Annotated in this window: 24 protein-coding genes; 11 read left to right on the forward strand and 13 right to left on the reverse strand. The window is 68.2% G+C overall.

Annotation, left to right across the window (positions count from 1 at the left end):
• The first annotated feature begins 135 nt into the window (after nucleotides 1-135).
• The 5 genes from WKW77_RS10600 to WKW77_RS10620 all read left to right on the forward strand — a co-directional run bounded on the left by WKW77_RS10600 (nucleotide 136) and on the right by WKW77_RS10620 (nucleotide 4,138).
• On the forward strand, nucleotides 136-1,092 hold the full coding sequence (locus tag WKW77_RS10600) for a LysR family transcriptional regulator (RefSeq protein WP_340356806.1): 957 nt from the start codon (nucleotides 136-138) through the stop codon (nucleotides 1,090-1,092).
• Nucleotides 1,093-1,176: 84 nt separating this feature from the next.
• On the forward strand, nucleotides 1,177-2,454 hold the full coding sequence (locus tag WKW77_RS10605; protein WP_340356807.1) for a Glu/Leu/Phe/Val family dehydrogenase: 1,278 nt from the start codon (nucleotides 1,177-1,179) through the stop codon (nucleotides 2,452-2,454).
• The gene (locus tag WKW77_RS10610; RefSeq protein WP_340356808.1) at nucleotides 2,451-3,077 is read left to right on the forward strand and encodes a nucleoside/nucleotide kinase family protein; all 627 of its coding nucleotides are present in this window, start codon (nucleotides 2,451-2,453) and stop codon (nucleotides 3,075-3,077) included. The genes WKW77_RS10605 and WKW77_RS10610 overlap by 4 nt, the downstream gene beginning before the upstream one ends.
• Before the next feature lie 106 nt (nucleotides 3,078-3,183).
• Nucleotides 3,184-3,828 carry a DUF2242 domain-containing protein gene (locus WKW77_RS10615; protein WP_340356809.1) on the forward strand — a complete coding sequence of 215 codons (645 nt, stop codon included), beginning with the start codon at nucleotides 3,184-3,186 and terminating at the stop codon, nucleotides 3,826-3,828.
• 43 nt (nucleotides 3,829-3,871) lie between these two features.
• Nucleotides 3,872-4,138 (forward strand): hypothetical protein, encoded by a 267-nt coding sequence (locus tag WKW77_RS10620; protein WP_340356810.1) that lies wholly within the window; start codon nucleotides 3,872-3,874, stop codon nucleotides 4,136-4,138.
• 12 nt (nucleotides 4,139-4,150) lie between these two features.
• Here the strand turns inward: WKW77_RS10620 and WKW77_RS10625 are convergent, their stop codons facing one another.
• The 4 genes from WKW77_RS10625 to WKW77_RS10640 form a co-directional block, all read right to left on the reverse strand.
• A complete protein-coding gene (locus tag WKW77_RS10625) occupies nucleotides 4,151-6,112 on the reverse strand; it encodes a hypothetical protein (RefSeq protein WP_340356811.1) in 1,962 nt (653 codons plus the stop codon).
• A gap of 31 nt (nucleotides 6,113-6,143) precedes the next feature.
• Nucleotides 6,144-7,055 carry an arginase gene (rocF, locus tag WKW77_RS10630; protein WP_340356812.1) on the reverse strand — a complete coding sequence of 304 codons (912 nt, stop codon included), beginning with the start codon at nucleotides 7,053-7,055 and terminating at the stop codon, nucleotides 6,144-6,146.
• 64 nt (nucleotides 7,056-7,119) lie between these two features.
• Nucleotides 7,120-8,367: a branched-chain amino acid ABC transporter substrate-binding protein gene (locus WKW77_RS10635; protein WP_340356813.1), complete on the reverse strand. Its 1,248-nt coding sequence runs from the start codon at nucleotides 8,365-8,367 to the stop codon at nucleotides 7,120-7,122.
• Nucleotides 8,368-8,395: 28 nt separating this feature from the next.
• Nucleotides 8,396-9,085 (reverse strand): TetR/AcrR family transcriptional regulator, encoded by a 690-nt coding sequence (locus WKW77_RS10640; RefSeq protein ID WP_340356814.1) that lies wholly within the window; start codon nucleotides 9,083-9,085, stop codon nucleotides 8,396-8,398.
• A 75-nt stretch (nucleotides 9,086-9,160) separates the two neighbouring features.
• On the opposite strand from WKW77_RS10640, the gene WKW77_RS10645 reads away from it, so the two are divergent.
• From WKW77_RS10645 to WKW77_RS10660, 4 genes are all read left to right on the forward strand, one after another.
• A complete protein-coding gene (locus tag WKW77_RS10645) occupies nucleotides 9,161-10,774 on the forward strand; it encodes an AMP-binding protein (protein ID WP_340356815.1) in 1,614 nt (537 codons plus the stop codon).
• Nucleotides 10,775-10,778: 4 nt separating this feature from the next.
• Complete coding sequence (locus WKW77_RS10650) at nucleotides 10,779-14,078, forward strand: carboxyl transferase domain-containing protein (protein WP_340356816.1); 3,300 nt, start codon at nucleotides 10,779-10,781, stop codon at nucleotides 14,076-14,078.
• A 71-nt stretch (nucleotides 14,079-14,149) separates the two neighbouring features.
• Nucleotides 14,150-15,412, forward strand: coding sequence for an SGNH/GDSL hydrolase family protein (locus WKW77_RS10655; RefSeq protein ID WP_340356817.1), 1,263 nt, complete (start codon nucleotides 14,150-14,152; stop codon nucleotides 15,410-15,412).
• A gap of 127 nt (nucleotides 15,413-15,539) precedes the next feature.
• Complete coding sequence (locus WKW77_RS10660; RefSeq protein ID WP_340356818.1) at nucleotides 15,540-15,917, forward strand: YXWGXW repeat-containing protein; 378 nt, start codon at nucleotides 15,540-15,542, stop codon at nucleotides 15,915-15,917.
• Between the two features lie 21 nt (nucleotides 15,918-15,938).
• Here the strand turns inward: WKW77_RS10660 and WKW77_RS10665 are convergent, their stop codons facing one another.
• From WKW77_RS10665 to purU, 4 genes are all read right to left on the reverse strand, one after another.
• Nucleotides 15,939-16,667 carry an LrgB family protein gene (locus WKW77_RS10665; protein ID WP_340356819.1) on the reverse strand — a complete coding sequence of 243 codons (729 nt, stop codon included), beginning with the start codon at nucleotides 16,665-16,667 and terminating at the stop codon, nucleotides 15,939-15,941.
• A gap of 8 nt (nucleotides 16,668-16,675) precedes the next feature.
• Nucleotides 16,676-17,035, reverse strand: coding sequence for a CidA/LrgA family protein (locus WKW77_RS10670; protein WP_340356820.1), 360 nt, complete (start codon nucleotides 17,033-17,035; stop codon nucleotides 16,676-16,678).
• Between the two features lie 2 nt (nucleotides 17,036-17,037).
• A complete protein-coding gene (locus tag WKW77_RS10675) occupies nucleotides 17,038-18,543 on the reverse strand; it encodes an FAD-linked oxidase C-terminal domain-containing protein (RefSeq protein WP_340356821.1) in 1,506 nt (501 codons plus the stop codon).
• 151 nt (nucleotides 18,544-18,694) lie between these two features.
• Entirely contained in the window at nucleotides 18,695-19,540 is an 846-nt protein-coding gene (gene purU, locus WKW77_RS10680) for a formyltetrahydrofolate deformylase (RefSeq protein WP_340356822.1), read from the reverse strand.
• Between the two features lie 87 nt (nucleotides 19,541-19,627).
• Between purU and aptA the strand changes: the two genes are divergently transcribed.
• Nucleotides 19,628-20,962 carry an omega-aminotransferase AptA gene (gene aptA / locus WKW77_RS10685; RefSeq protein WP_340356823.1) on the forward strand — a complete coding sequence of 445 codons (1,335 nt, stop codon included), beginning with the start codon at nucleotides 19,628-19,630 and terminating at the stop codon, nucleotides 20,960-20,962.
• On the opposite strand, the gene WKW77_RS10690 is transcribed toward aptA, so the two are convergent.
• From WKW77_RS10690 to WKW77_RS10705, 4 genes are all read right to left on the reverse strand, one after another.
• A complete protein-coding gene (locus tag WKW77_RS10690; RefSeq protein ID WP_422823173.1) occupies nucleotides 20,946-21,773 on the reverse strand; it encodes a ChaN family lipoprotein in 828 nt (275 codons plus the stop codon). The two genes, aptA and WKW77_RS10690, sit on opposite strands and share 17 nt — an antisense overlap.
• Before the next feature lie 84 nt (nucleotides 21,774-21,857).
• Entirely contained in the window at nucleotides 21,858-22,136 is a 279-nt protein-coding gene (locus tag WKW77_RS10695; protein ID WP_172843856.1) for a BTH_I0359 family protein, read from the reverse strand.
• A gap of 115 nt (nucleotides 22,137-22,251) precedes the next feature.
• Nucleotides 22,252-23,322 (reverse strand): AI-2E family transporter YdiK, encoded by a 1,071-nt coding sequence (gene ydiK / locus WKW77_RS10700; RefSeq protein ID WP_340356824.1) that lies wholly within the window; start codon nucleotides 23,320-23,322, stop codon nucleotides 22,252-22,254.
• Between the two features lie 68 nt (nucleotides 23,323-23,390).
• Nucleotides 23,391-24,533: an FAD-dependent monooxygenase gene (locus WKW77_RS10705; protein WP_340356825.1), complete on the reverse strand. Its 1,143-nt coding sequence runs from the start codon at nucleotides 24,531-24,533 to the stop codon at nucleotides 23,391-23,393.
• Between the two features lie 163 nt (nucleotides 24,534-24,696).
• Between WKW77_RS10705 and WKW77_RS10710 the strand changes: the two genes are divergently transcribed.
• Nucleotides 24,697-25,680, forward strand: a complete 984-nt coding sequence (locus WKW77_RS10710) for an AraC family transcriptional regulator (protein WP_340356826.1) — start codon at nucleotides 24,697-24,699, stop codon at nucleotides 25,678-25,680.
• Nucleotides 25,681-25,689: 9 nt separating this feature from the next.
• On the opposite strand, the gene WKW77_RS10715 is transcribed toward WKW77_RS10710, so the two are convergent.
• Nucleotides 25,690-26,823 carry a DUF3108 domain-containing protein gene (locus WKW77_RS10715; protein ID WP_340356827.1) on the reverse strand — a complete coding sequence of 378 codons (1,134 nt, stop codon included), beginning with the start codon at nucleotides 26,821-26,823 and terminating at the stop codon, nucleotides 25,690-25,692.
• Nucleotides 26,824-26,862 lie beyond the last annotated feature (39 nt).

The raw sequence follows: 26,862 nt of genomic DNA on the forward strand, positions 1-26,862 counted from the left end.
AGTTGAAGCCTGGGGAGGCGGATTCGGCGTGTTGCCAGGACAGAACTCTATTGATGCGTTCAGTGAAGATAAATTGGCTTAGATGCAATTCACTGACTACATGGTGTAATGAATGGCAACCTGCGGAGCCCTTCCATGAACCGCCAATTCGATGACCTGATGCTCGGCAGCATCGAACTGTTCTGCCTCGCGGCGGAGCAGGGCAGCTTCACCGCCGCCGCCAACATCGCCGCGGTCACGCCTGCCGCCGTCAGCCGGTCGGTGTCCCGACTCGAAGAGCGCATCGGCGTGCGGCTCTTCGTGCGGACCACGCGCCAGATGCGGCTGACGGAGGAGGGGCGTGTGTATTTCGAGCAATGCCGGCAGGCGCTGAACCAGCTGATCGAGGCCGAGCGGGAAGTCAGCGGCCATCAGGTCGAGCCGTCGGGCCTGCTGCGCATCAGCGCGCCGAGCACCTATGGGCACTACCGCCTGCTGCCCCTCGTGCCGGGGTTTCGCGAGCGCTATCCGGGCGTCAAGGTCGAGGTGAACATCAGCAACCGCAACATCGACTTCGCCGAGGAGGGCTACGACCTCGCGGTGCGGGCGCGCGTCACCGCCGATTCGGGACTGATCGCCCGGCACCTCGAGGACACGCCGCTGGTGGTGGTGGCATCGCCCGACTACCTCGCGCGGCGCGCCACCCCCAGGTCCCTCGAAGATCTGGCGCAGCACGAGTGCATCCAGTTCGAACTGCCCAGCAGCGGGCGGAGCATTCCCTGGCTGTTCCGGCGCGATGGGCAGGACATCGAATGGCCGACCACCGGCGGCTATGCGTGCTCGGACGACGTGACCGCCGGCGCCACGCTCGCGCGGCACGGGGCGGGCGTCTTCCAGTCCTATCGCTTCGTCGTGGAGGAAGACCTGCGCGCAGGGCGGCTCGTCGAACTGCTCAGCGACTTCGGCGGCCGTTCGCGGCCGCACAGCCTGCTGTATCCGCATCGGCGCTTCGTGCCGCTGCGGGTGCGCGTGTTCGTCGACTACGTGACGGGGCTCGGGAAACCACCGGGCGTCGCGGGCGTTCACGCGGCGCGGCTTGCCGCAAGCGCATAACCGGAAAAGCAACGCGCATAGCCGTGGCGCGGCGGGCGGCGGAGGACTATCGTCGCGCCTATCGTTCAACACCACGAGACCGCCATGAGTTCCTCCACCCTTTCCTACGTCCAGCCGACCGCCAACAGCCCGTGGGGCACGTACCTGTCGCAGGTCGACCGCGTCGTGCCGTACCTGGGCGAACTGGCCCGCTGGGTCGAGACGCTCAAGCGCCCGAAGCGCGCGCTCATCGTCGACGTGCCGATCGAGATGGACGACGGCACCATCGCGCACTTCGAGGGCTATCGCGTGCAGCACAGCCTCTCGCGCGGGCCGGGCAAGGGCGGCGTGCGCTTCCACCCGGACGTCACGCTCGAAGAGGTCATGGCGCTCTCGGCCTGGATGACCATCAAGACCGCGGCGGTGAACCTGCCCTACGGCGGCGCCAAGGGCGGCATCCGCGTCGATCCCAAGAAGCTCTCGCTGAAAGAGCTTGAAAAAGTCACCCGCCGCTACACCAGCGAGATCGGCATCATCATCGGCCCGCACAGCGACATCCCCGCGCCCGACGTGAACACCAACGCGCAGATCATGGCGTGGATGATGGACACCTACTCGATGAACGTCGGCGGCACGGCGACCGGCGTCGTTACCGGCAAGCCGCTGCACCTGGGCGGCTCGCTCGGCCGCGTCAAGGCCACCGGCCGCGGCGTGTTCGTGACGGGTCGCGAAGCCGCGCGGCGTCTCGGCCTCGATCTGAAGGGCGCGCGCGTGGCGGTGCAGGGCTTCGGCAACGTGGGCTCGGTCGCGGCCGAGCTTTTCGCGGAAGCCGGCGCGAAGATCGTCGCGGTGCAGGACCACACCGGCACCGTCATCAACGACAAGGGCCTCGACATGGCCAAGCTGGTGGAGCAGTCGCGCAAGGAGGGCGGCATCGTCGGCTTCAAGGGCGGCGACACGGTCTCCAACGAAGCCTTCTGGGACGTGGCCTGCGACATCCTGATCCCGGCCGCGCTCGAAGGCCAGATCACCGCCGAGCGCGCGAAGCAGACCAAGGCGAAGCTGGTGCTCGAAGGCGCGAACGGCCCGACCGTGCCGGAAGCCGACGACATCCTCGCCGATCGCGGCGTGCTGGTCGTGCCCGACGTGATCTGCAACGCCGGCGGCGTGACGGTGAGCTACTTCGAGTGGGTGCAGGACTTCTCGTCCTTCTTCTGGGGCGAGGACGAGATCAACGAGCGCCTCGACCGCATCATGATGAATGCGCTCAACAGCATCTGGGACAAGGCCGACCACCACAAGATTTCGCTGCGTACCGCGACCTACGCGGTGGCCTGCGGCCGCATCCTCATGGCGCGCCAGGAGCGCGGCCTGTACCCGTGATCGAGCTGCCGGCCTCGGCGCTGGCGCGCATCGATCGCCTGCTGGCCGGCGGGCAGCGCAGGCTGCTCGGCCTGGTCGGCGCGCCCGGGTCCGGCAAGTCCACGCTGGCCCAGGCGCTGCTGGCTGCGCTGTCTCCGGGCCGCGCGCAGGTGGTGCCGATGGACGGCTTCCACCTTGCGAACGTCGAGCTTCGGCGCCTCGGCCGGGCCGACCGCAAGGGCGCGCCGGACACCTTCGACAGCGCGGGCTACGTCGCGCTGCTGCGGCGTCTGCGCGAACAGCGCGAAGAAGAGACCGTCTATGCGCCCGAGTTCCGGCGCGAGATCGAGGAGCCCATCGCGGGCGCCATCGCCGTGTTGCCGCAGACGCAACTGGTCATCACCGAAGGCAACTACCTGCTGCTGCGCGAAGGCCCGTGGGCCGGGGCAGCGCCGCTGCTCGACGAAGTCTGGTACGTCGATGTGGACGACGATCTGCGGCGAGAGCGCCTCGTGCGGCGCCACGAGCAGTTCGGACGCAGCCGGGACGCGGCGCTCGCGTGGGTCGCGCACACCGACGAGCCCAACGCGCGCCGCATCGCGGCGACGCAGGACCGGGCGCAGCATGTGATCCGGCTCGACTGAATCGCGCATTCAACGGGAACGTCCGCTGCGGCGTGATATCCAAGCGGAGCCGCTCGCCGGCGGCTTGCCGCTAGCATTGCCCCCGTTTTGCTTTTTCCCTGCCGACATGCGCCCTTCGTCTTCCCTTGCAACCGCCGCCGCGTTGCTCGTCGCCGTCCTCGTCTCCGGTTGTGGCGTCACCGAACGCCAGCGTCTGACGTACGAGCCGGAAGAATTCGATTCCACCACCACCCATACCCGCAGCTACACCGCGAGCGAGGCGCAGACCTGCGAGGCGGCGCGACGCGCGCTCCTGAGCCAGGGCTACATGGTCACCGCGGCCAACCAGGAACTGGTGACCGGCCGCAAGAGCTTCCAGCCGGCCACCGAGGTCCATGTGGAGGTGGAATTCCGCGTGGTCTGCGCGCGCGAGGGCGGCAAGTCGCGCAGCACCATCGCCTTTGCCAGCGCATTGCAGGACCGTTACGGCGTCAAGAAGGTCAACAACTCGGCGAGCGTCGGCGTGGGCGCGATCGGTTCGCTGTCGCTGCCGTTCTCGTCCAGCGACGACGCGATGGTCAAGGTCGCGAGCGAAACGCTGACCGACGACCGCTTCTACGACCGCTTCTTCTCGCTGATCGAGCGCTACCTGCCCGAGTCGATCGAGCCGGCGGCGCCCCCGGCCGAAGCGCGCCCCGTCGCTCCGCAGCGACCGCCAGCGGGGGTCCCGCTGCAGCTGCAGTCGGTCCCGCTCTCGCCGAGTCGCGGCTAAAGCACCCCTTGGCGCGGCCGCCGCGTTGTGCAATTCTGCGCGGATGATCAAGATCGGCACGCTCTGCTACGTGGTCCCGAGCTGCGTCGCGAGCCCATTCACGCAACGGGCGGTCTGCAGGATCGTCGAGGTCGTCTCCGAGCCGTACGACGCACCGGACTGGACGTACCTGCCGGGCATCTACTACGACGTGATGTTCGAGGGCTGGACCTTCTTCTGCCGCAGCGACAAGCTGCGTCCGATCTCGGACCCGGACGCCGAGGTGTTCGAGTCTTCCCTGGAGGAAGCCCCCGATCCTGTCCGGCCCTGAGCGGCGAGTGCTTCAGGGCACGTTCGCAGAGTTCATCTGGAAAGGCTTGCCCGGCAGGAGCATCGCGCCGCCATATTCGGCCACGGGGCCGTTGACCGGGCAGCCCGCCGGTGCGGGGCAGGCGCCGCCGTCGCGGAAGATCACCGGGCCATAGCGGTAGTTGCGCACTGCCTTGCCGGCGTAGTCGAGCGCCGTAAGCACGTAGCCGAAGTTCGCGAAGTTGTCCGCGTCCTCGACCGCGATCAGATCCTTCATCTCGTTGTGCCGGATCGTGCGCACGATCCTGCCGCTGTTGCCGTTGGAAGCGAAACGCACCCAGTTGATCCTGTTGTCGCCGCGGGAGGCCACGATGACCTGCTGGTTGCTCGAATCGATGCTGTCGTCGGCCGGCTCGCCTTTGGAGACGGCGAGCGACGTCGGATTGCGGCCGATGCCGGTCACCGTGCCCACTTCGGCGATGTTGCCCGCCTGCGGGTTGCCTTTCGCCACGTTCCATCCGTCGCCCGGCGCGAAGCCGTCGAGGCGGTAGATGCGCAGCGTGCCATCCTGCGTCGCGATCCAGGCGCGCGGGGTGGGGCCGAAGATCGACGTCCTCACCGCAGTCGGGCGCGCACCCAGCGACACCGTCTTGACCACCGCCGGCTTCTGCGAGGCCTGCACGTCGAAGGTGAACGGCCACTGGTCGGCTGCCTGACCGAAGCGGGTCGTCTGGCTCACGTTCGAGCTGAAGTACATGCCGTTGAAGTAGCTGAACAGCGGCTTCAGGTCGATGAACGCGGCCTTCTGCTCCGACTTGGAAATCACCACCGCGACGCCGCCCTTGGCGTAGTGGTACTCGTGGGCGCCGCCGCTCGCGAACTTCCGCCAGTGGCTCGTCAGTGGCGAATTCGCGCGGCCGACGAACTGCCCTGCCGTCGAGCCGCCCTGGAAGAGCGACCTGAACTGGTCCATGCCGGTCGTGACGGCGATTTCGGTCGGCGCCGCCATGCCCGGCAGGTCGACGTAGCCCAGGATCTTCATGAAGGCGATGTCGCCCATGTTCGGCAAGCCGGGGTAGACGCCCATCCACTCCTCCCAGTAGTTGTACCAGCGGGAGGCGTCGCGCGGATCGCAACCGTCGCACAGGCCTGCGAGTGCGATGACCGCGACCTGGCCCTTGAGGGCGCGCGTATCCCAGACCGTGACCAGGGCGAACTCGCTGTCGTTGGTCATCGCGATGGCCGTCGGCACCTTGTTGGCCGGCAGCTTCACCGTCGCGCGGTTCTGGGCGGTGTTGCTGCCGACCGTCCCGATGACGCCGTTCTGGAACGCGACGAGGCCTTGGGCGCAGAAGCCGGGCCTGCCGGTGCAGCGGCCCATCGCGACAGGGTCGCCGCTCACGATACCCTGCTCGCGATAGCTCATCACGGTGATGCTGTCGATGCCGCCGCCGTCGACGGTCGCACGCGTCCAGCTCAACTGCGGCGACTGGGCGAATACGCCGTGCATGTAGTTCGAGACCTGAATGTCCGCCACGCCCACGCGCTGCGCCGGAGCGTCCGCCACGAAGGCGATCGAACCCTGGTTCGACGAGTAGGAGCCGGCATCGCTGGACGGCCGTCCGACCTGCCACCAGAACGGATAGCTGGGCGCCGGTGCGTCGAGCCTGATGTCCGCATGCTTGTAAAGCGCCGGGCCGGTATGGGCCGTGCCGGAGGAGATGGCGTCCGGGCCATACCGGTAGGCGATGCCTGCGTCCTTGCCGAGCTGGGCCGCCATGGCGGTGTATTGCGCCGGAATGATGTTCAGGGCGCTGTCCACGATGTCGCCGGACGCGGGCGTGGATGCCGGCCCGCGTGATGGCGTGGGGCTGCCGGGGCCCGCGACGGGCGCCGCGAACGCGTCGAACCCGCTGAATCCGCCACGGCCTTCATTGCCGCCGATTGCCAATATCCCTGCCGCAACAAACAGCAGAAGAGAAGCGCGCTGCATCATCGAGGAACCTCCGGCCAACGACATCCGGGTCTTACCGCGACAAGGTCGACTTGCCGAACAGGCTTTCGATCAGCTCCACCGCCACTTCCGCCGTGCGATTGCGCACATCCAGCGCGGGGTTGAGTTCGACCACATCCAGCGACGACAGCCGCCCGGTGTCCGCGATCATCTCCATGCACAGCTGCATCTCCCGCCAAGTGGGGCCGCCGCGCACTCCGGTGCCGACGCCGGGCGCGTAGTCGGGGTCGAGGCAGTCGAGGTCGAAGCTCACGTGCAGGTGCGTGTCCTCGTCCACGTCCTGCAGCGCCTCGACCATCGTGGTGCGCATGCCGTGCTCGTCGATGTGGCGCATGTCGAAGACGTTGAGTCCCATCGTGCGGATCGCCGCCTTCTCATGCGCATCGACGCTGCGGATGCCGATGAAGCGGATCGCATCGTGCTCGAGCGCGGCGCGTTCGCCGCTCCAGCCTGTCAGTGCATCCGGGCCATGGCCCAGCAGGCAGGACACCGGCATGCCGTGCAGATTGCCGCTCGGGCTCGTGGTCTCGGTGTTGACGTCGGAATGCGCATCGAGCCACAGCACGCGCAGCTTCTTGCCGCGACGGCGCGCATGCCAGGCGATCGCGCTGATCGAGCCCACCGCGATGCTGTGGTCGCCGCCCAGCAGGATCGGCAGGTGACTGGCCGTGAGCGCGGCATTCACCGCGTCGTAGACCGCCCGGTTCCACGCCACGACCTCGTCGAGGTGATGCAGTTCGGTGGTCGGCGCGATCCACGGCGTCGCCGGTCCGGAAAGATTGCCCTGGTCGATCACTTCGAAGCCGAGGCGCGCCAGCATCTGCGCGATGCCGGCCACGCGCAGGGCATCGGGCCCCATGCCGGCGCCTCGCGTGCTGGCGCCGATGTCGGTGGGTGCACCGATGAGTTGCAGGGTTGCGGTCATGAGCGCTGGCCTCCGGGTGTGCGGTACCTAACGGTACAACACCAGGGCCTCCGCGTCATGACGGTCAGGGCTGCGCCATCTTGCAGTCCGTGCCCTGCGCGAGTTCGTTGCCGCTGTACACGGCATCGGTGCGGAAGCCGTAGTTGGTGCCTTCCCAGCCGACCTTCACCGTCTTGCCGTCCACTGGCGCGATGGTGTTGACCACCTGCGGGATCAGCAGCTGATGGTCTTCGGCGCGCATGCGGACCGGGCCTACGACCGAATCGAACGTGAGGTTCTCCATGGCCTTCGCCACCTTGGGCGTATCCGTGCTGCCGGCCTTGTTGATCGCTGCGGCCAGCAGGCGCGGCGTCATCTCGATGCGGGGCGCGAGGAAGTCCTTGCCGGTCTTGGCCTTGTAGGCCTTGGCGAGCGCATCCACCTTCGGCGAATCGGCCTGGCCCGGATGCCATTCGGCCACCCAGGTGAGCTGGCCGAGCTTCGCCTGGGACACCGCGAGCACCGTGCCCGGCACCGAACCGGCGCTGTGGTTGAAGTAGTGCAGGTCGTAGCCCGCATCGCCCGCGGCCTTGAGCAGCAGGGTCATGTCCTGCCCCCAGTTGCCGGTGATCACCGAATCGGCGCCCGACTGGCGGATGTTGGCGACATAGGGTGCGAAGTCCTTCACCCGGCCGATCGGGTGCAGCGTCTCGCCGACGAACTGGATGTCGGGACGCGCGAGGCCGACGAGCTGGCGCCCGTAGCTCGCCCACTGCTTGCCGTGCGCGTAGTCCTGGTTCAGCAGGTAGACCTTCTTCACCTCCGGCGTCTTCTTGATGTAGTTGGCGATGGCCTTCATCTTCATCGCCGTGTTCGCATCGGTCTGGAAATGCCAGAAGCTGCATTGCTTGCCGGTGAGCTCTGGGTCGATCGACGAGTGGTTGAGTACCAGCAGCTCCTTGCCCGGATTGCGCTGGTTCCACTTGTTGACCGCCTGCACGATCGCGCTCACCACCGACGAGCCCGAGCCCCCGGTGACGATCGCGCGCGCACCCTGGTCGATCGCCGCCTGCAGCGCGCTCTGGCTTTCCTGCGCGGAGAGCTTGCTGTCGAACTGGAGCAGTTGCAGCTTGGTGCCGCCGAGCACGCCGCCCTTGGCGTTGATGTCCTCGATCGCGAACTGCGTGTGCGTGAGCATCAATTCGCCCACGTTCGCGAAGGGGCCGGAGAGCGGGTCGATGTAGGCGATCTTGTAGGTCTGCTGCGCGTACGCCGAACCAGCGGTGAGGAGCGCCGCAGCCGCCACGGGCGCGAGCAGAAGGGGGAACTTCATTGAACTGTCTCCGGTAGGGTTGGAAAGGTCAGGTGCGTTCGCGCAGGCCGATCACGCGCCATGCGAGCTTCGAGAGCTCGGCCGTCATCTCTTCGGGCGAGAAGCGGCCGTCGGGCTTGTACCAGCTGAAGAGAAAGCCCGGCAGGCTCAGCGCCGCGAAAGCGGTGATCTTGGTTTCGTCGAAGTCGAGGTCGCCGTCGCTTCGCGCCTGTTCCAGCAGCGGGAAGAGCTGGTCGTAGAAGTGATGGGCGAGCTTCTTCTGCGCCTCGAGGTACTCGGGGCGATACACCTGCGGCTCCTTGTAGGCGAAGAAGGCGCAGGGATAGTGAGAGATGGTCGCGCGGATCAGCCGCTCGATGCCTTCCTTGACCTTCGCGACTGCGGGCCGCGGGTCGTTCGCGGCGAAGTCCAGGGCGGTGAAGCAGTCGACCGCGGGCCGCCACGACAGCGTCTCGAAGATCTCCTGCTTGTCGCGGAAGTAGTAGTAGACGAAGGGCTTGGTCGCGTCGAGCGCGCGCACGATCTGCGCCATGGTGGTGTTGGCGTAGCCCTGCGCCGCGAAGAGCTGCGCGGCCGCCTGGAGGATGCGCTCGCGCTGCACGTCGGTGCCCGCGGTGGCGGTGCGCTGGCGGCCCGTGCCCTGCGGGCGGTCGGGCCGCGCGGCAGGCGGAGGGGCTTGCTCAGAGGGTTTGTGCGGTGTCGCCGAAGTTATACCCATGGGTAGGATTGTTCGTGCACCATGCGGCGCTTGGCAAGCGGCCAGCCCTATCGATAACCCTGTGAGAGTGACGCCATGGAGACAACCCAGCTTCCCGACCGCCCGCAGCAGCCCCTGCACGAGTACCTGCGCACGCATGCGCGCGAGCGCGGCGACCATCCGGCCTGCATCTGGTACGGGCACGCGACCAGCTACGCCGAACTCGATGCCGCGAGCGATGCCTTCGCCGCGCGTCTGCAGGCGATCGGCGTGCGCAAGGGCGAGCCGGTGGTGCTCTTCCTCAACAACTGCCCGCAGTACCTGGCGGCCCACTACGGCATCCAGAAGATCGGCGCGATCGTGTGTCCGAGCGGCCCCCTCAACAAGGAGCACGAACTGGCCTACCAGGTCAACGACCTCCGGGCGCGCGTGATCGTCGCGGCCTCGTCGCTGATGCCGGTGGTGGAGAAGGTGCGCGCGGAAAGCGCGCTGGAGCACGTCTTCGTCGTGCACTACGCGGATCTGCTGCCCTCGGCCTCCACGCTGGATCTGCCTGCGGAACTGGCGGCGGCACAAGACGAGGCGCGCAGCGTGCCCGCCGGCTGCGAAGATTTCCTCGCGGTGATGAAGAGCGGCGCGCGGCCTTCGCCGGTAGATCTGTCGCTCGACGACGTCGCCCTGATGACGTACACGTCCGGCACCACCGGCCTGCCCAAGGGCGCGATGCTGAGCTACGGCAATGCGCTGTTCAAGACGCGCGCCGCGGCGGACTGCAACGGCGTCAACGGCGACGACGTGCTGCTGTCGATCGCGCCGCTCTATCACATCGCCGGCATGCTGATGGGCGTGAACGTGCCGGTGCTCACCGGCGCCACCTCGGTGCTGCTGCATCGCTTCGAGCCGCGCGCCGCCCTGCAGGCGATCGAGCGCTACCAAGTCACCTGGTGGTACAGCATTGCGCCGATGAATGTCGCGTGCATGCAGGTGCCGGGCATCGCCGGCATGGAGCTGTCGAGCCTGAAGATGAATCCCGTGACCAGCTTCGGCATCGCCTTCACCGAGCCGCTGGCGCAGCAGTGGCGCAGCTTCGCGCCGAACTGCAGCTCGTTCGAGGCCGCCTACGGCCTGAGCGAAAGCCACACCTGCGACACCTACACGCCGCACCACGCGCCGCGCTGGGGCACGCAGGGGGTCGCGGTGCCGGGCGTGACGATCCGCATCATCGACCCCGACACCGGCTCGGACAAACCGACCGGCGAGGTCGGCGAGATCGTGCTCGCGAGCCCGGGCACCTTCAAGGGCTACTGGAACAAACCAGAGGCCACTGCCGCGACCCTGCGCGACGGCTGGGTGCACACCGGCGACATGGGCAAGCTCGATGCGGACGGCTACCTCACCTTCATCGGGCGCTTCAAGGAAATGATCAAGGTCTCGGGCTACAGCGTGTTCCCCGAGGAAGTCGAGACGATCCTCATCAAGCATCCGGCGGTGGCGCAGGCCGCCGTCGTCGCGCAGCCCGACGCGGAGAAGGGCGAAGTGGTCAAGGCCTTCATCGTGAAGAAGCCAGGCGGGGACATCGACGCGGACGCGCTGGTCGCCTGGTCCCGCGAGAACATGGCCAGCTACAAGGCGCCGCGCGTGGTGCGCTTCATCGACGCATTGCCGACCACCGGCGCGGGCAAGGTGCTGCGCCGACTGCTGAAGGACTGACCGAATGCTGAAGAAAGTTCTGATCGCCAATCGCGGCGAGATCGCGGTCCGGCTGGTGCGCGCGATGCGCGACCTCGGAATCGCGAGCGTCGCCGTGCATGCCAGGGACGATGCAACCGCATTGCACGTGCAGCTCGCGGACATCGCGGCGCCCCTGTCGGCCACCGGCCCGTCGGCCTATCTCGACACGGCCGCACTGATCGCCGTTGCGCGCGAGCAGGGCTGCGATGCGGTTCACCCCGGCTACGGCTTCCTGAGCGAGCGTGCCGACTTCGCGCAGGCCTGCGCGGATGCGGGGCTGCGCTTCATCGGCCCCACGCCCGAGCAGCTCTCGCTCTTCGGCGACAAGGCGCGAGCGCGAGCGCTGGCCGAACAGTGCGGCGTTCCGGTGATGCCGGGCAGCGCGGGCGCGGTGACGCTCGCCCAGGCGCAGGCTTTCTTCGCGGCCCAGCAGGCCGATGGCGCCGGCGTGATGGTCAAGGCGATCGGCGGCGGCGGTGGGCGCGGCATGCGCGCAGTGCAGAGCGCCGACGACCTGCCCGAAGCGCATGCGCGCTGCATGTCCGAAGCCAGGGCTGCGTTCGGCGTCGAAGGTGTCTATGTCGAGCGCCTGATGCGCAACGCGCGTCACATCGAGGTGCAGGTGCTCGGCGACGGCCAGGCGGTCGCGAGCCTGGGCGAGCGCGAATGCACGCTGCAGCGCCGCTTCCAGAAGCTGGTCGAGATCGCGCCCAGTCCTTCCTTGCCCGAAGCGTTGCGCGACAAGATCACGCAGGCGGCGCTGCGCATGGCGAAGGCGGTGGGCTACCAGAGCCTGGGCACGTTCGAATTCCTCGTCGACGAGCACTCATCGACGCTGCCCTACGTATTCATCGAAGCCAATCCGCGCCTGCAGGTCGAGCACACGGTGACCGAGGCGGTGACCGGGCTCGACCTTGTGCAGCTTCAGGTAAGCGTCGCGAGCGGACAGACGCTCGCGGACCTCGGCATCGACACCGCGCGCACTGCAGCGCAGAGGGGCTTCGCGGTGCAGTGGCGCATCAATGCCGAGACGCTCGATGCGCAAGGCCATGCGCGGCCTTCCGGCGGCACGCTCACGAGCTTCGATCTGCCGGCCGGGCCGGGGGTGCGGGTCGATTCGCACGGCTATGCGGGCCTGGCGCCGTCGCCGCACTACGACACGCTGCTGGCCAAGCTCATCGTGCATTCGTCCTCGCCACGCTTCGCCGATGCGGTCAGGCGATCCCTGCGCGCGCTCGAAGAGTGTCATGTCGACGGCATCGCCACCAACCTGTCGCTCCTTCGCGCAATCGGCACGCGGCCCGAGTTCGCCACGCAGGCGGTGCACACGCGCTTCGTCGAAGCGCACCTGGCGGACCTGCTGGCGGCCGCGTCGCATATCGACGCCGCGGTGGCGAAGCATGCGCGGCCCGCGGCCATCCAGCCCGACGTGCGCGTGCAGCCGGACCACGAAGACGGCCTCGGCGTCAGGGCACCGATGCCCGCGAAGCTGGTGCAGTTCGAAGTCGACGTCGGCGATGTCGTGCCGGCCGGCGCCCAGATCGGCGTGCTCGAAGCGATGAAGATGGAGCACCTGCTGCATGCGCCGGCCGCCGGCCGCGTGGTCGCATTGCTTGCCGAGCCGGGCGACTACCTCGTCGAAGGCCAGTCGCTGGTCAAGCTCGAACCTGTCGACGCGCATTCGGTCGAAGCGGAGGCGCGCGCCGAGCAGGATCTCGACGCCATCCGCCCCGATCTCCAGAAGGTGATCGATCGCCACGCCTTCACGCTTGACGAGAACCGCACGGCCGCCGTTGCAAAACGCCACGCACAGGGAGGCCGCACCGCGCGCGAGAACATCGCGGACCTGTGCGAGCTGGCCGATGACCCGGGCAACTTCACCGAGTACGGCGCGCTCGCGATCGCCGCGCAGACGCGCCGCCGCTCGCTCGAAGACCTGATCGCCAACACGCCGGCCGACGGCATGGTGACCGGCATCGGCAGCATCAACGCGAAGCAGTTCGGCGCGGAGAAGTCGCGCTGCGTGGTGATGTCCTATGACTACACGGTGCTCGCCGGCACGCAGGGCATGCGCAACCACCACAAGACCGACCGCATGCTGGGCATCGCGCACCAGTTGCAGTTGCCGGTGGTGCTGTTCGCCGAGGGAGGCGGCGGCCGGCCGGGCGATACCGACATGCCGATCGTGGCGGGCTTGAACAACCACACCTTCAGCCAGTTCGCGGCACTGTCCGGCAAGGTGCCGGTCGTCGGCATCGTGCACGGGCGCTGCTTCGCGGGCAATGCGGCGCTGCTGGGCTGCGCGGACGTGATCATCGCGACCGAGGCCAGCAACATCGGCATGAGCGGCCCCGCGATGATCGAGGGCGGCGGGCTCGGCACCTTCGCGCCGGAGCAGATCGGGCCGAGCAGCGTGCAGTCGCGCAACGGCGTGATCGACATCCTCGTGAAGGACGAGACCGAAGCGGTCGCGGCGGCGAAGCAGTACCTCTCGTACTTCCAGGGCCCGACGAGCGACTGGGAATGCGCCGATCCGCGTGCGCTGCGCCATGCGGTGCCCGAGAACCGGCTGCGCGTCTACGACGTGCGCGCGGCCATGCGCGGCGTGGCCGACACCGGCTCGCTGCTGGAACTTCGCGCCGGATTCGGCGCCGGCATCGTGACCGCGCTCGCGCGCATCGAAGGCAAGCCTGTCGGATTGCTCGCGAACAACCCGCACCATCTCGGCGGCGCGATCGATGTCGAGGCGGCGGACAAGGCGGCGCGCTTCATGCAGTTGTGCAATGCACACGGCCTGCCACTGATCTCGCTGTGCGACACGCCGGGTTTCATGGTCGGGCCAGAGGTGGAAGCGCAGGCACAGGTGCGCCATGTGTGCCGCATGTTCATGGTGGCTTCGCATCTGCGCGTGCCGTACTTCGCGGTGGTGCTGCGCAAGGGCTACGGGCTCGGCGCGCAGGCGATGACTGCCGGCGGCTTCGATGCACCGGTGTTCACCGTCGCTTGGCCGACCGGCGAGTTCGGCGCGATGGGGCTCGAAGGCGCGGTGCGGCTCGGCTTCCGCAAGGAGCTCGAAGCCGCCGCCGAAGGGACGGAGCGCGACGCGCTCTTCAAGAAGCTCGTCGCGCAGCAGTACGCGAACGGCGAGGCGATCCACATGGCGCAGACACTGGAGATCGATGCGGTGATCGATCCTGCCGACACGCGCGCCTGGCTGGTGCGCGGCCTGGCGTCGGCGGCTGCTCCGAAGCGCGAGGTCACCGCCTACGTCGATACATGGTGAAGCGCAGGCGCCTCCGAAGGCCGAATGCCCAACACTGCGCGGGTGTTCGCTGCACTGCGGAGCGCTTGCGCATGAACGTCTTCCGTCGATTCGTCGGTCTATTGCTGCTGGGCCTCCTGCTGTTTCCTCCGCAGGTGCAGGCCCAGCCGCGCGCGCCGCGTGCTGGAACGCACTGGATCGCGAGCTGGGCCGCGGCGCCGCAGGACTGGGCGCTCGTGCCGCCCTGGGCCAAGGCGGATCGGTCCGCACGGGCTGAGCTCGCCGACCAGACACTCCGCCTGCAATTGCAGCCCACGCTCGGCGGCCAACAGGCGCGAATCCGGTTCTCGAACCGCTTCGGCAAGGCGCCGCTGCACATCGCCTCGGCCAGCGTCGCGCTCGGCACGGGCGGGGCCTCGGCGTCGCCTTCCACCCTGCGAAGCCTGCGGTTCGGCGGGAGGGCGGGCATCACCATTGCGCCGGGCGCGGAGGCCTGGAGCGACGCAGTGCGCTTGGCCGTCGACCCCGCGCGCACCCTGATGGTGAGCTTCCGCGTCGATGCGGCGGTGCCTTTCGCGACCGTGCACACGCTGGCGCCGGGCTCGACCTGGACCACGACGGGGGACCGCGTGCGACAGCCCGCATGGCCCGATGCGACACGTTCGACATGGAACCACATCGTGACCGGGCTGGACGTCGCTCGATCGACGCCCGCGCGCGTCGTGGTCGCGTTCGGCGATTCGATCACCGAAGGCGCGGGCGTCGAGGACGCCGCGGCGCACTATCCCGAGCGGCTCGCATCGCGTCTGCGGGGACAGCCGCGCACGGCGGGCCTCCATGCGGTGCTCAACACCGGCATCTCGGGCAACCGGCTGCTCGCCGACGGCATCGGGCCGCGCGCAATCGACCGCTTCGGGCGGGATGTGCTGGCGCAAAGCGGCGTGTCGCACGTGATCATCCTCATCGGCATCAACGACATCGGCATGAGCATGCCGACCGGCGGATCGCCGCCTGCGCCGGGGCCGCCTTCGGCCGAGCAGTTGGAAGCCGGGTTGCAGCAACTGGTCGCCGAGGCGCGTGCCAAGGGCGTGAAGGTTCTGCTGGGCACGCTGCTGCCCTTTCAGGGGGCACCCTACTGGAGCGCGGAGAAGGAACTGCGCCGGCAGACCCTGAACCGCTGGATCCGCGGGCGGCTCGATGTCGATGCCGTGGTGGATTTCGATGCGGCCTTGCGCGACCCGGCGAATCCCCTCCGGCTGAAACCCGAATACGACAGCGGCGATCACCTGCATCCGGGAAAAGTCGGTCAGGCGGCGATGGCCGACAGCATCGATCTACGCGCGTTGCAGGAATAGACCTACCGCGGCGGATGGCGGGCGACGAGGGGAGTCACAGCGCTACACAACACTTCGTCACAGACTTACAAGCAGTACACATGGGGCGTGGAGGATGAAGTCTCCAGCAACTCAAAAGGAGTTCTCCATGAAGAAACTCGCTGTCACCCTGGTCATGGGAGCCGCATCTTTCCTGACGCTCGGCACCGCCGCGGTCGCGCCGACCAGCGCGATGGCGCAGCCGGCGGTCTCCGTGCATGTCGCGCCACCGCCGCCGCGCCATGAGCCGATGCCGCCACCGCGCCGGGGCTATGTCTGGGCGCCCGGCCACTACGAGTGGAACGGCCATCGCTATGTGTGGAACCGCGGCAACTGGATGCGCGAACGGCCGGGTTATGCCTATCGCGCTCCGGAATGGCGTGAACGCGAAGGCCGCTGGGAATACCACTCCGGCCGCTGGGACAACGATCATGACGGCGTGCCGAACCGGTACGACCGCCGGCCCGACGATCCGAACCGGAGCTGACGCTTCCGCCGTTCTTCGTTCCTAGAAGAACAGGCGGAACACCAGGGGCATGAGAAGTGCGGCCAGCACCACCTGCATGCCCAGCGCCAACCCTGCGTAGGCGCCCGCATCGGCGTTCACGTGCAAGGCACGTGCTGCGCCGATGCCATGCGCTGCAGTGCCCAGGCCGAAGCCGCGTGCGGCGAATCCGGCCGGGCTGGTGCTGATCCGCAGCACGTCGAACAGGTACTTGCCCGACAGTGCGCCGATCATCCCGGTGAGCACCGCGAACACCGCCGAGAGCGCGGGGATGCCGCCGATCTTTTCCGAGATGCCCATCGCGACGGGCGCGGTCACCGACTTCGGTGCGAGCGACAGCACCACGTCGTGCGGCAATCCGAATGCCCATCCCAGGGCGACGGCCGAGCCGCCGGCCGCCGCGCCGCCGAGCAACGAGGCGAGCAGCAGCCGCCCGAAGCGTGCACGCAGTTCGGCGCGCCGCTGCCACAGAGGCCACGCGAGCGCGACCACCGCCGGTCCGAGCAGGAAGTGAATGAATTGCGCGCCCGCGAAGTAGGTCTGGTAGTCCACGCGCGTGAGCAGCAGGCCGCCCGCGAGCACGATCACCGACCAGAGCACCGGGTTGGCCCACGGCGCGCCGCCGAGCCGCGCGTACACCGCCGTCGCGATCAGGTAGACGACCAGCGTCGCCGTGAGCCCGAACAGCGGCGTGGCGGAAAGATAGATCCAGAGTTCGACGAAGCGCGGCACGGCGGTCCTCAGGGCTCGTTGCGTGGTTCGCTCTTGCGGTCCGGCCACCAGAGCACCAGCGCGGTGACACCGAGCCCGATCCACGTCGACAGGGCGATGATGATCAGCATGCGTCCGCCGTACTGGCTGAGCAGCGCGAGATGCGTCATCACGCCGACGCCGACCGGCACGAAGAGCAGCGACAGGTGCGTGAGCAGAAAGCCCGCGCATTCGGCCACCGGCTCGCGAACGACCTGGAAGCGCAGGCCCACGAGCATCAGCATCATCCCCAGCACAGGGCCCGGGAAGGGAAGCGAGAGTCCGCGCGAGAGAACTTCGCCGATCGACTGGAACACCAGCAGCCAGGCCAGCCCCTGCAACCCCTTCATGCTCAGAAACGCGGAATGTCCGCGAAGGGCTGCGGCTGGCCGGCGCGAAACACCTGCTTGCCGTACTCGGCGCAGCGCTGCAGCGTCGGAATTACCTTGCCGGGATTGAGCACGCCGGCCGGATCGAACGCGCGCTTGATGCCGAACATCTGCTCGTTCTCCTCGGGCGTGAACTGCACGCACATGCTGTTGAGTTTCTCGACGCCCACGCCGTGTTCGCCCGACACCGTGCCGCCCATCGCGACGCTGGTCTCGAGGATGTCGGCGCCGAACAGTTCGCAGCGATGCAGTTCGTCCGGGTCGTTCGCATCGAACAGCACCAGCGGGTGCAGGTTGCCGTCGCCCGCATGGAAGACGTTGCAGCAGCGCAGGTTGTATTTCTTCTCCATGCCCTGGATCGCGAGCAGGATGTCGGCGAGCCGCTTGCGCGGGATCGTCGAATCCAGGCACATGTAGTCGGGGCTGATGCGGCCCGAGGCGGGGAAGGCATTCTTGCGGCCGCTCCAGAACTTGAGGCGCTCGTCTTCGTTCTCGCTGCAGGCGATGGCGGTCGCACCGCAGTCGCGCAGCACCTCGGTCATGCGGCCGATTTCTTCCTCGACTTCTTCTGGCGTGCCGTCGGATTCGCACAGCAGGATAGCGGCAGCGTCGAGGTCGTAGCCGGCATGCACGAAGTCCTCGACGGCGGCGGTCATGGGCTTGTCCATCATCTCCAGGCCGGCCGGGATGATGCCGGCGGCGATCACGGCCGCCACCGCATCGCCTGCTTTGCGCACATCGTCGAAGCTGGCCATGATGCAGCGCGCCAGTTGCGGCTTGGGCACCAGCTTGACCGTGACTTCGAGGGTGACCGCGAGCATGCCTTCGCTGCCGATCACCAGCGGCAGCAGGTCCAGGCCCGCGCAGTCGAGGGCCTCGCCGCCGAACTCGAGCGGATCGCCCTCGGCAGTGAAGCCGCGCACCCGCAGCACGTTGTGCAGCGTCAGCCCGTACTTCAGGCAGTGCACGCCGCCCGAGTTCTCGGCCACATTGCCGCCGATGGTGCAGGCGATCTGGCTCGACGGATCCGGCGCGTAGTAGAGGCCGAAAGGCGAGGCCGCCTCGCTGATCGCGAGATTACGTACACCGCACTGCACGACGGCGGTGCGGCTCACCGGGTCGATCTTCAGGATGCGGTTGAACTTGGCGAGCGACAGCGTCACGCCCATCGCGTTGGGCATCGCGCCGCCCGAAAGCCCTGTGCCGGCGCCGCGCGCCACCACCGGAACGCCGAGTGCGTGGCACGCCTTGAGCACGGCGGCGACCTGCGCTTCGGTCTCCGGCAGCGCCACCACGAGCGGACGCTGGCGGTAGGCGGTGAGCCCGTCGCATTCATAGGGGACGGTGTCCTCCGCGTTCCAGATCAGCGCATGAGCCGGCAGGTGCGCCTGCAGGGCCTGGACGATCCGGGACTGCCGTTCGGACTTTTCCAGCGCCGATTGCTGGAGAGGCGTGGTGGGCGCGTTCATGGCGGATGACTCTACGCCAAAGAAAAGGCAACGGTCGCGGATTCGTTTCAGGAATCCCGCGGAACGGCTCGGCCGGGCCGCGGGGATTGCCCCCGGAGAGGGGGTGTCCGAGCCACACGAAGTGGGCGAGGCTGGGGGTGAGGCCCTCTCTTTACTTGAAGACCACGGTCCGGTGGCCGTTGAGCAGCACGCGATGTTCGCTGTGCCATTTCACCGCACGCGCGAGCACCTGGCTTTCGGTGTCGCGGCCGCGTGCGGTCAGGTCTTCGACGGTGTCGGTGTGGTCGGCGCGCTCGACATCCTGTTCGATGATCGGGCCTTCGTCGAGATCGGCGGTCACGTAGTGCGCCGTGGCGCCGATCAGCTTCACGCCGCGGTCGTGCGCCTGGTAGTAGGGCTTCGCGCCCTTGAAGCTGGGCAGGAACGAATGGTGGATGTTGATGGCGCGCCCGGCCAGCTTGGTGCAGAGGTCGTTGCTCAGGATCTGCATGTAGCGAGCGAGCACCACCAGGTCTGCGCCTTCGGACTCGATGATCTCGAGCTGCTTCGCCTCGCCCTGCGCCTTGGTCGCGGCGGTCACCGGGATGTGGTGGAAAGGCACGTTGTAGCTGGCCGCGAGTTGATAGAAGTCGCGGTGGTTCGAGATGATGGCGCGGACGTCGATGGCGAGCAGACCGCTCTTCCAGCGGAACAGCAGGTCGTTGAGGCAGTGGCCTTCCTTGCTCACCATGATGACCGTCTTCATCGGCTCGGCGGCCGGGTAGAGCTTCCAGCGCATGCCGAACTTCGACGCGAGGTCTGCGATCTGCTCGCGCAGCGAGGTCTCGGTCTGGCTGCAGGCGAAGCGCACGCGCATGAAGAACAGGCCCGTGCCGTGGTCGTTGTACTGCGCCGCTTCTTCGATGTTGCCCTCCCGTTCGAGCAGGAAGCCGGACACGGCGTGGACGATGCCGGTACGGTCGGGGCAGGAGAGGGTGAGGATGTACGCGGAGGTCATAACGGCGGCAATTGTCGCAGGGAGCCCGAAACCGGATGCCGGTGCCAAAATGCCCTTTCCGGCAGGAACTCATCCGAGAGGAGCGATATGGCTTACAACGACTTCAGCATGGACAACCAGTGGTTGCCCTTCACCCCCAACCGCCACTTCAGGAAGGACCCGCGGGTCTTCGTGGCGGCGGACGGCATGGAGTTCACCACGCACGACGGGCGCAAGGTGATCGACGGCATCTCCTCCCTGTGGTGCGTGGGCGCCGGGCACAACCGCAAGCCGATCAACGAGGCCATCAAGGCGCAGCTCGACACGCTCGACTACGCGACCGCCTTCCAGGTGAGCAACGACAAGGCGTTCCGGGCCGCCGAGATGATCAGCGCGATGGCGCCGGGCGACCTCAACAAGGTGCTGTTCTGCAATTCGGGCAGCGAGGCGGCCGATACCTCGCTGAAGGTGGCGCTGGCCTACCACCGCGCACGCGGCGAAGGGCACCGCAACGTCTTCATCGGCCGCGAGAAGGGCTACCACGGCGTGGGCTTCGGCGGCATGTCGGTGGGCGGCATCCCAGGGAACCGCAAGGTGTTCGGCTCGGCCTTCCTGCCGCGCGTCGACCACATGCGCTTCATCCACGACCCGGTCAACCACGCCTACATCCACAACGAGGAACCGGTGTGGGCCGAGGATGCGCTGGCCGACCTCGAACAGCGCATCCTGCCGCTGCACGACCCGAGCAACGTGGCGGCGATCATCGTGGAGCCGATCGCGGGTTCGGCCGGCTGGTACATCCCGCCCAAGGGCTACCTGCAGAAGCTGCGCGAGATCTGCGACAAGCACGGCATCCTGCTGATCTTCGACGAGGTCATCACCGGCTTCGGACGCATGGGCACCAACTTCGCGTCGGACTACTACGGCGTGGTGCCCGACATGCTGAACTTCGCCAAGTGCGTGACCAACGGCGTGATCCCGCTCGGCGGCGTGATCTGCCGCGACAAGCTCTACGACGCGATGATGAACACCTCCGCGCCGGAGCACGTGGTGGAGTTCTTCCATGGCTACACCTACTCGGGCCACCCAGTCGCCTGCGCGGCGGCGATCGCGACGCTCGATCTGTTCCAGAAGGAGCAGCTCTTCAAGCGCGCGGGCGAGATGGGCAAGGTGCTGGGCGATGCCTTCCACGGCACCTTCAAGGGCCTGCCGAACGTCATCGGCATCCGCAGCCTGGGCCTGGCGGCGGCGGTGGAACTCGCGCCGGTGGCGGGCCTGCCGGGCAAGCGCGCCTACGACATCTTCCTGGACTGCTTCCACAAGGGGGCGCTCGTCCGCCCCGCGGGCGACGTGCTGGTGATCGCGCCGCCCTACGTCGTCGAGAAGTCGCACATCGACACGCTGGTCAACACACTCGCGGACGCCATCAAGAAGCACGCCTGACCGGCGGGCGGACGTCGGCGCAGTAGTCCTTCTCGGGCACCGGCGGCGTGGGCCACGCGGCGTCGAAGACGCCGGCGGTGCCGCGCGGCGTGCCGGCCTGCATCTGCACCACCTTGACAGACACGTCGGTCGGCAGATGCTGCGGCACGCCGAGCGCCTTGTTGGCGTGCCCGGCCCCGCTCACCAGCAGCACGGTCTTGCCCGGCGCGCGCGACTTGATGATCGCCTGGGCCATCGCCCGGTCGCGGGCGATCTGGATGCGCGTCATCGGCACGATCTGGGATTCGGGCAAGAGGTCGCAATGGCCGGCGCGCACCGCGTCCTGCTGGGCGGTGCGGGCCTCGGTCGTCAGCTGGGCGTCGAGCGACACGTCGGCCATCGCGTCCTTCATGTGCTCGCGCGGCAGGTTGGCGCCGACCACCGGAACGCCCGCGCGCACGGCCGCCATCACCGCGGGGCCATAGGCGTTCCAGGGCCAGGCCTTGTCGTTCCAGGCCAGCGCAGTCCGGACCTGCTCCTCGGTCGCATCGCGCGGCAGGTAGCCGGTGGCATTGCCTTCCTCCGCCATCTCGATCGCCAGCGCGGCCAGCCGGCCCCTGGCGGCGAGCGCCTCGACGGTCTCGCGCTCGATCACCTGGTGTTCCGGCGCGTCATGTTGTTCGCCGAGGAGCAGCGCGTCGACCGGCAGCAGCGCGTCGACGCGGCGCACGATCGGCACGTGAGCCGAGGGCGAGGCCGCACAGGCCATGAGCAGGGTGGCGCCGACGAGCGGCACGAGGCGGCGGAGCGCGCGGTCGGGGAGGATGGGCATGCCGTACTATGCCCCGGCCAGCCACGGTTCGGCCGCAAACGAAAAGGAGCGCCGAAGCGCTCCCGTCACGAAAGTGAGACGGCGTCAGTGCACCAGGACGGGGGTGTGCGCCAGCTCGGCGTAGCCTTCCAGCGTGTCCTCGACTTCTTCCTGCGTGGGCGTGTTGAGCTGCCAGGCGGCGATCTGCTGCTGGAAGAGCTCGGCCCAGGAGCCATCGAGGTAGACCTCCTTGCCCGAGCGCTTGTCCACGATCTCGAAGCCGTGGCGCGCCAGGGCGGGGACGTTCGGCGCCACCGGCGCATCGCCTTCCGTCGGCTGCACGTGCACGACGACGAAAGAGTCGGAGTCGTAGAGCATTTGCATTGCGGGTCCTGTGAGGATTTCGATAGCGTTCATGGTCGTTAGATAGCAATCAACGCGCCAGTTTCAATATCCGTCGTCACAGCGTAGGAATGCGCCTGTATCTTTTTGTGACTTTTTACCTGGCCGTTGCCGAAAGTGGCTCCGGATCGTCCAGCCAGGCAACCATGAGGGTGTACGAGACGGCCAGCAGCACCGGCCCGACGAAGATCCCGACCAGCCCGAAGCCGAGCAGCCCGCCGATGACCCCCGCGAAGATCAGCAGCAGCGGCAGGTCCGCGCCGCGCTTGATCAGGAACGGGCGCAGGAAGTTGTCCATCGTCCCGACGATGAGGGTCCAGACCAGGAGGAAGATTCCCCAGCCGGTCGAGCCGCTCCAGAACACCCAGACCACCGCCGGCGCCAGCACCAGGGTCGGGCCGATCTGGACGATGCAGAACATGAACATCACTGCGGTCAGCAGCGCCGCGAAAGGCACGCCGGCGATGGCGAGGCCGATGCCGCCCATCACGGCCTGCACGATCGCCGTGACGCCCACGCCCAGCGCGACGCCGCGGATGGCCTTGCCGGCCAGCACGACCGCGTCCTCGCCGCGCTGGCCGCCGAGCTTGCGGCCGAACTGCCGCATCGTGGCCGCCGCGTTCTCGCCCTGTGCGTACATCAGGCCCGCGATGACCACGGTGAGCAGGAACTGCAGCGTGAGCGCGCCCACCACGCCCGCTTGTGCGAGGAGCCAGCCGGTGACCTGCTTGGCATAGGGCGCGATCTGGGATTCGAGCCCGGAGACGCCCGAGGCGACCTGGGCGTTCCAGGCCGCCGTCAGCCTCGGTCCGACGAAAGGCAGGCTGCCGACCCACGCCGGCAGCTCGGGCGCGCCCCGGCTGATCAGCGCCTTGACCCAGGAATACACCTCGTCCGCATTGGCGGCGATGGTCGAGATCGCCATCGTCAGCGGCAGCACGAACAGCAGCAGCAGGATCAGCACCATCACCAGTACCGCGAGGCTGCGGCGCCGCCAGAGCTTCTCTTCGAACCACAGCAGCGCCGGCCAGCTCGCCACGACGACCATCGCCGCCCAGATCGTGGCGCCCAGGAACGGGCGCAGGATCCACAGCGACGAGCCGATGAGCAGCGCGATGCTCAGGACGCTGAAGGTGATCTTGGCCAGGTCGGATCGGATATCGGGCATGGTGCGGCGCTCGTTGCTGGAACGCCTCGCAGTGTCACCGATGTCGGCCGGCCCGGGGCCTCCGATCGTCACGCCACCGGCACGGCCCAGGCGTCGTAGCCGTACACCCAGTCGGCGTTGCCGCCGGCCTTGAGCCACTGGTTGCCGCGCGAGCCGACCTGGATGCTGCTCGCGCGCTCGATGCGCATCGCCTCGTAGCGTGCCAGTGCCGCCGGAACTTGAGCCGGCTTGTCCACGCCAGCGAGATTACGCGCCAGCACCACCGCGTCCTCGATCGCCATGCCCGCGCCCTGCGCCATGAAAGGCATCATCGGATGGCAGGCATCGCCGAGCAGCGTCATGTGGCCGCGCGACCAGTTCTTGAGCGGATCGCGCTCGTACAGCGCGGTCTTGAGCACGGTGTCGCAGGCATCGAGCAGCGCGCACGCATCGGGGTGGAAGCCGGCGTAGAAGCCGCGCAGCTCCTCCACGTTGCCGGCGGTGGTCCACGATTCCTCGTGCCACGAATCCTGCGCGGTGGTCGCAAAGATGAAAGTGTCACGTCCCTGATTCAGCGGGAAGGTCACGATCTGGCTTTCCGGCGACGGGCCCCACCACTTGGTGAAGGCGGCGATGTTCGGCACGTCCTTGACGCGCTCGGTCGGCACCACCGCGCGGAAGGCCACCACGCCGGTGAAACGCGGGCTCTCGGCGCCGAACATCGCGTTGCGCACCACGGAGTGGATGCCGTCGGCGCCGATCAGCACGTCGAGCTCGGTGGCTTCGCTCTGGTCCTTGAAGCGGATGCACACGCCCTCGTCGCTCGCTGCGATCGATTCGGCGCGCTTGTCGAAGCGCACGCGATCGAGCGGGAAGGCATCGGCCAGCGCCGCCAGCAGATCGGCGCGGTGGATGGTCAGCTGCGGCGCGCCGTACTTGCGCTCGGCCTCGTCGCTCATCGGAAGGCGCGAGGTCTCCTCGCCGGTGTCCCACATGCGGCTGATGCGGTGCGTGGGGCGGGCACCGGAGGCACGGGCGGCTTGCGCGATGCCGGGGCCCAGCCCGTCCAATGCCCGCACCGCGTTCGGCGTGAGGTTGATGTCCGCGCCGACGCGGAAGAACTGCTTCGCCTGCTCGAAGACGACGACGTCGTGCCCCGCCTGATGCAGCGCGTTCGCCGCGGCCAGACCGCCGATGCCGGCGCCGACGATGCCGATTTTCAAATGACCCATGGTGTCTCCAGTCGTGAGGAAGGCAGGAATCGATATGTCAAGATCGCTTCCCGATGAGGTGGGTCGATTCTTCGGAAAGGGCCGCCGTGCCTCAACCGCCGTGCGTCCGCAAAGAGGCACGATTCATCCCATCCTCCCGCACGGGCCGCTGGAGCCGCGAACCTTGGACGTCCTGAGCGAAGTGCTCGCCATCTGCCGGTCCGAGCGCGCGGTCACCGCGCGTTTCTCGCTCGGCGCGCCCTGGGGGCTGCGCTCGGACGGTGTTCCGGGCGCGATGATCCGGCTGTCGCGCGGCGCGCCGCACTGGCTGCGGCTCGATGGTGCCGAGCCCCTCCGGGTGGAAAGCGGCGATCTCGTGATGCTGCCGCTCGGCGCGGCGCACACCATGTCCTCGTCGCCGGACGCACCGGTCGAACCCTTCTCGGCGCTCATCGCACGGCACGCCGACGGGCCGAAGGACGAGAACCCGCTCGTCTTCAGCCACGGCGGCGGCGGCGAGACCACCGAGATCTTTTCGGCGCTGCTATGGTTCTCCGCGTACTGCCGCCACTCGGTCTTCCGCATGCTGCCGCCGCTGATCCACATCCGCGAAAGCGAGATGCCGATGGCCGGATGCCTCGCCACGACGATGCAATCGCTCATCATGGAAACGCTCGACCGCCGACCCGGCTGGCGTCTGTCGGCGGGGCGCATGGGCGAACTGCTGCTGGTCAACATCCTGCGCGAACGCCTCGGCCGCCAAGCCGCGCAGGACCCCGGCTGGCTGCGCGGCTTGGCCGATCCGGCGATCGCGCGCGCGATCATGGGCATCCACCGCGCGCCGCAGCAGGCATGGAGCGTGGAGCAGCTCGCCAGCGAGGCGGCGATGTCGCGGTCGCGCTTCTGCGCGCGCTTCAAATCCCTGGTCGGCGAAACCCCGATCGGCTATCTCACCGCCCACCGCATGGCGCTGGCCGCCGAGCAGCTCGAAGCCGGCGCGCTGCATCCGGCGCACATCGCCGAGCAGGCGGGCTACGAGTCGGAGAAGGTGTTCGCGCGCGCTTTCCGTCGCTGGTCGGGCGTGACGCCCAGCGCCTATCTGCGGCGCGAACGCGAGCGCCGCAGCCGCGTGCTCGACATCCAGGCGCGCGAGGCCGGCGAGGCCTGAGCGCGGGGCTTACATCGCGACTTTCTCGCGCAACTGCAGGTCGATGAAGTCGCCGTTGGGCTGCGTCTGGCGGATGCGTACCGGCAAGTAGCCGAGATCGGGCGCGAGCCACAGCTCGATCTTGTCGTCGAAGGGCTTGCGGGGATTGCGCGTGAGCTTGCGCGCGGTGAATTCGCCGGCCTGCACAGCGACCTGCTCGTTGCCCGAGAGCGTGAAGGTCCAGATCTCCGCATCGCTGGTGCCGACGGTCTGCACCGCGATGACCGAGTCCGGCGGATAGCGTCCCGGATCGCCCGCCATCAGCGCGCCGAGCTGGAGCACGACGCTCAGGCGGTCCTGCGCGCCCGCGAGCAAGGGCACGGCGGGCGAGTTGTTGCTGAAGATCACCGCCTTCTGGTCGCGCACGAAATGCGAGGCGACCTCGGTGCGGCGCTTGTCCGAATAGCGCAGCGGCTCGATGCCTGTCGGCCCGATCACGCCGGTGCTGCGCGTGTTGCGGAAGGTCACGAACAGGAACTTGATCGACAGGCTGGCGTCGTAGCGCGTGCCGTCCTGCTGCCAGACCAGGTCGCCGAACGCGCCCTGCATCGGTTGCGCGCCCTGCTGGGCGGTCGCCGCGAAAGCGAGCCGCACCGATCCCGAGATCCGCAGCGGCACGGAACCCGGGATATTGCCGCCGGAATCGCCCGCGCCGCTCCCCTGGCCCGCACCTTGCCCGTTCCCGCTGGATGCTCCCCCAGAGGCCGATTCCCCCGCTGTGGCCGCCGTTTCTGTCGGAACCTGCGAGATCAGGTTCTGCGAGTCCGGTTGAGTCGGCGCCGTCGCTTCGGGCGCGGGCGCCGGGGCTGGCGCGACGGGCCGCGGGCGCGCAACCGGGCGAGGGCGCGGCGGCTTCGGCGCTGGCCGGATTTCTGCCTTGGGCGCAGGCGCCGATGCGGGCGGCTCGCTTGCAGCGGGCGGCGCGACGACGATGGTCCGCGTGACGAACTTGTCGATCTCCGGCGTGGGCGGCGTTCCCACGCTGACCGGCGCCAGCCCCAGCACGGCCAGATGGCCGGCCAGCACGATCGCCGTCACCACGGCCAGCGTTCGCCAGCGGGGCCGCGGCGCATAAGACGAGGGAAGAACGGCGGATGTCGGCATGCGGAGTCGGACCCGGCGCCGGCCGCGAGGTTCACCTCG

The organism is Variovorax ureilyticus, from assembly GCF_037889935.1.
Lineage (GTDB): Bacteria > Pseudomonadota > Gammaproteobacteria > Burkholderiales > Burkholderiaceae_C > Variovorax > Variovorax ureilyticus.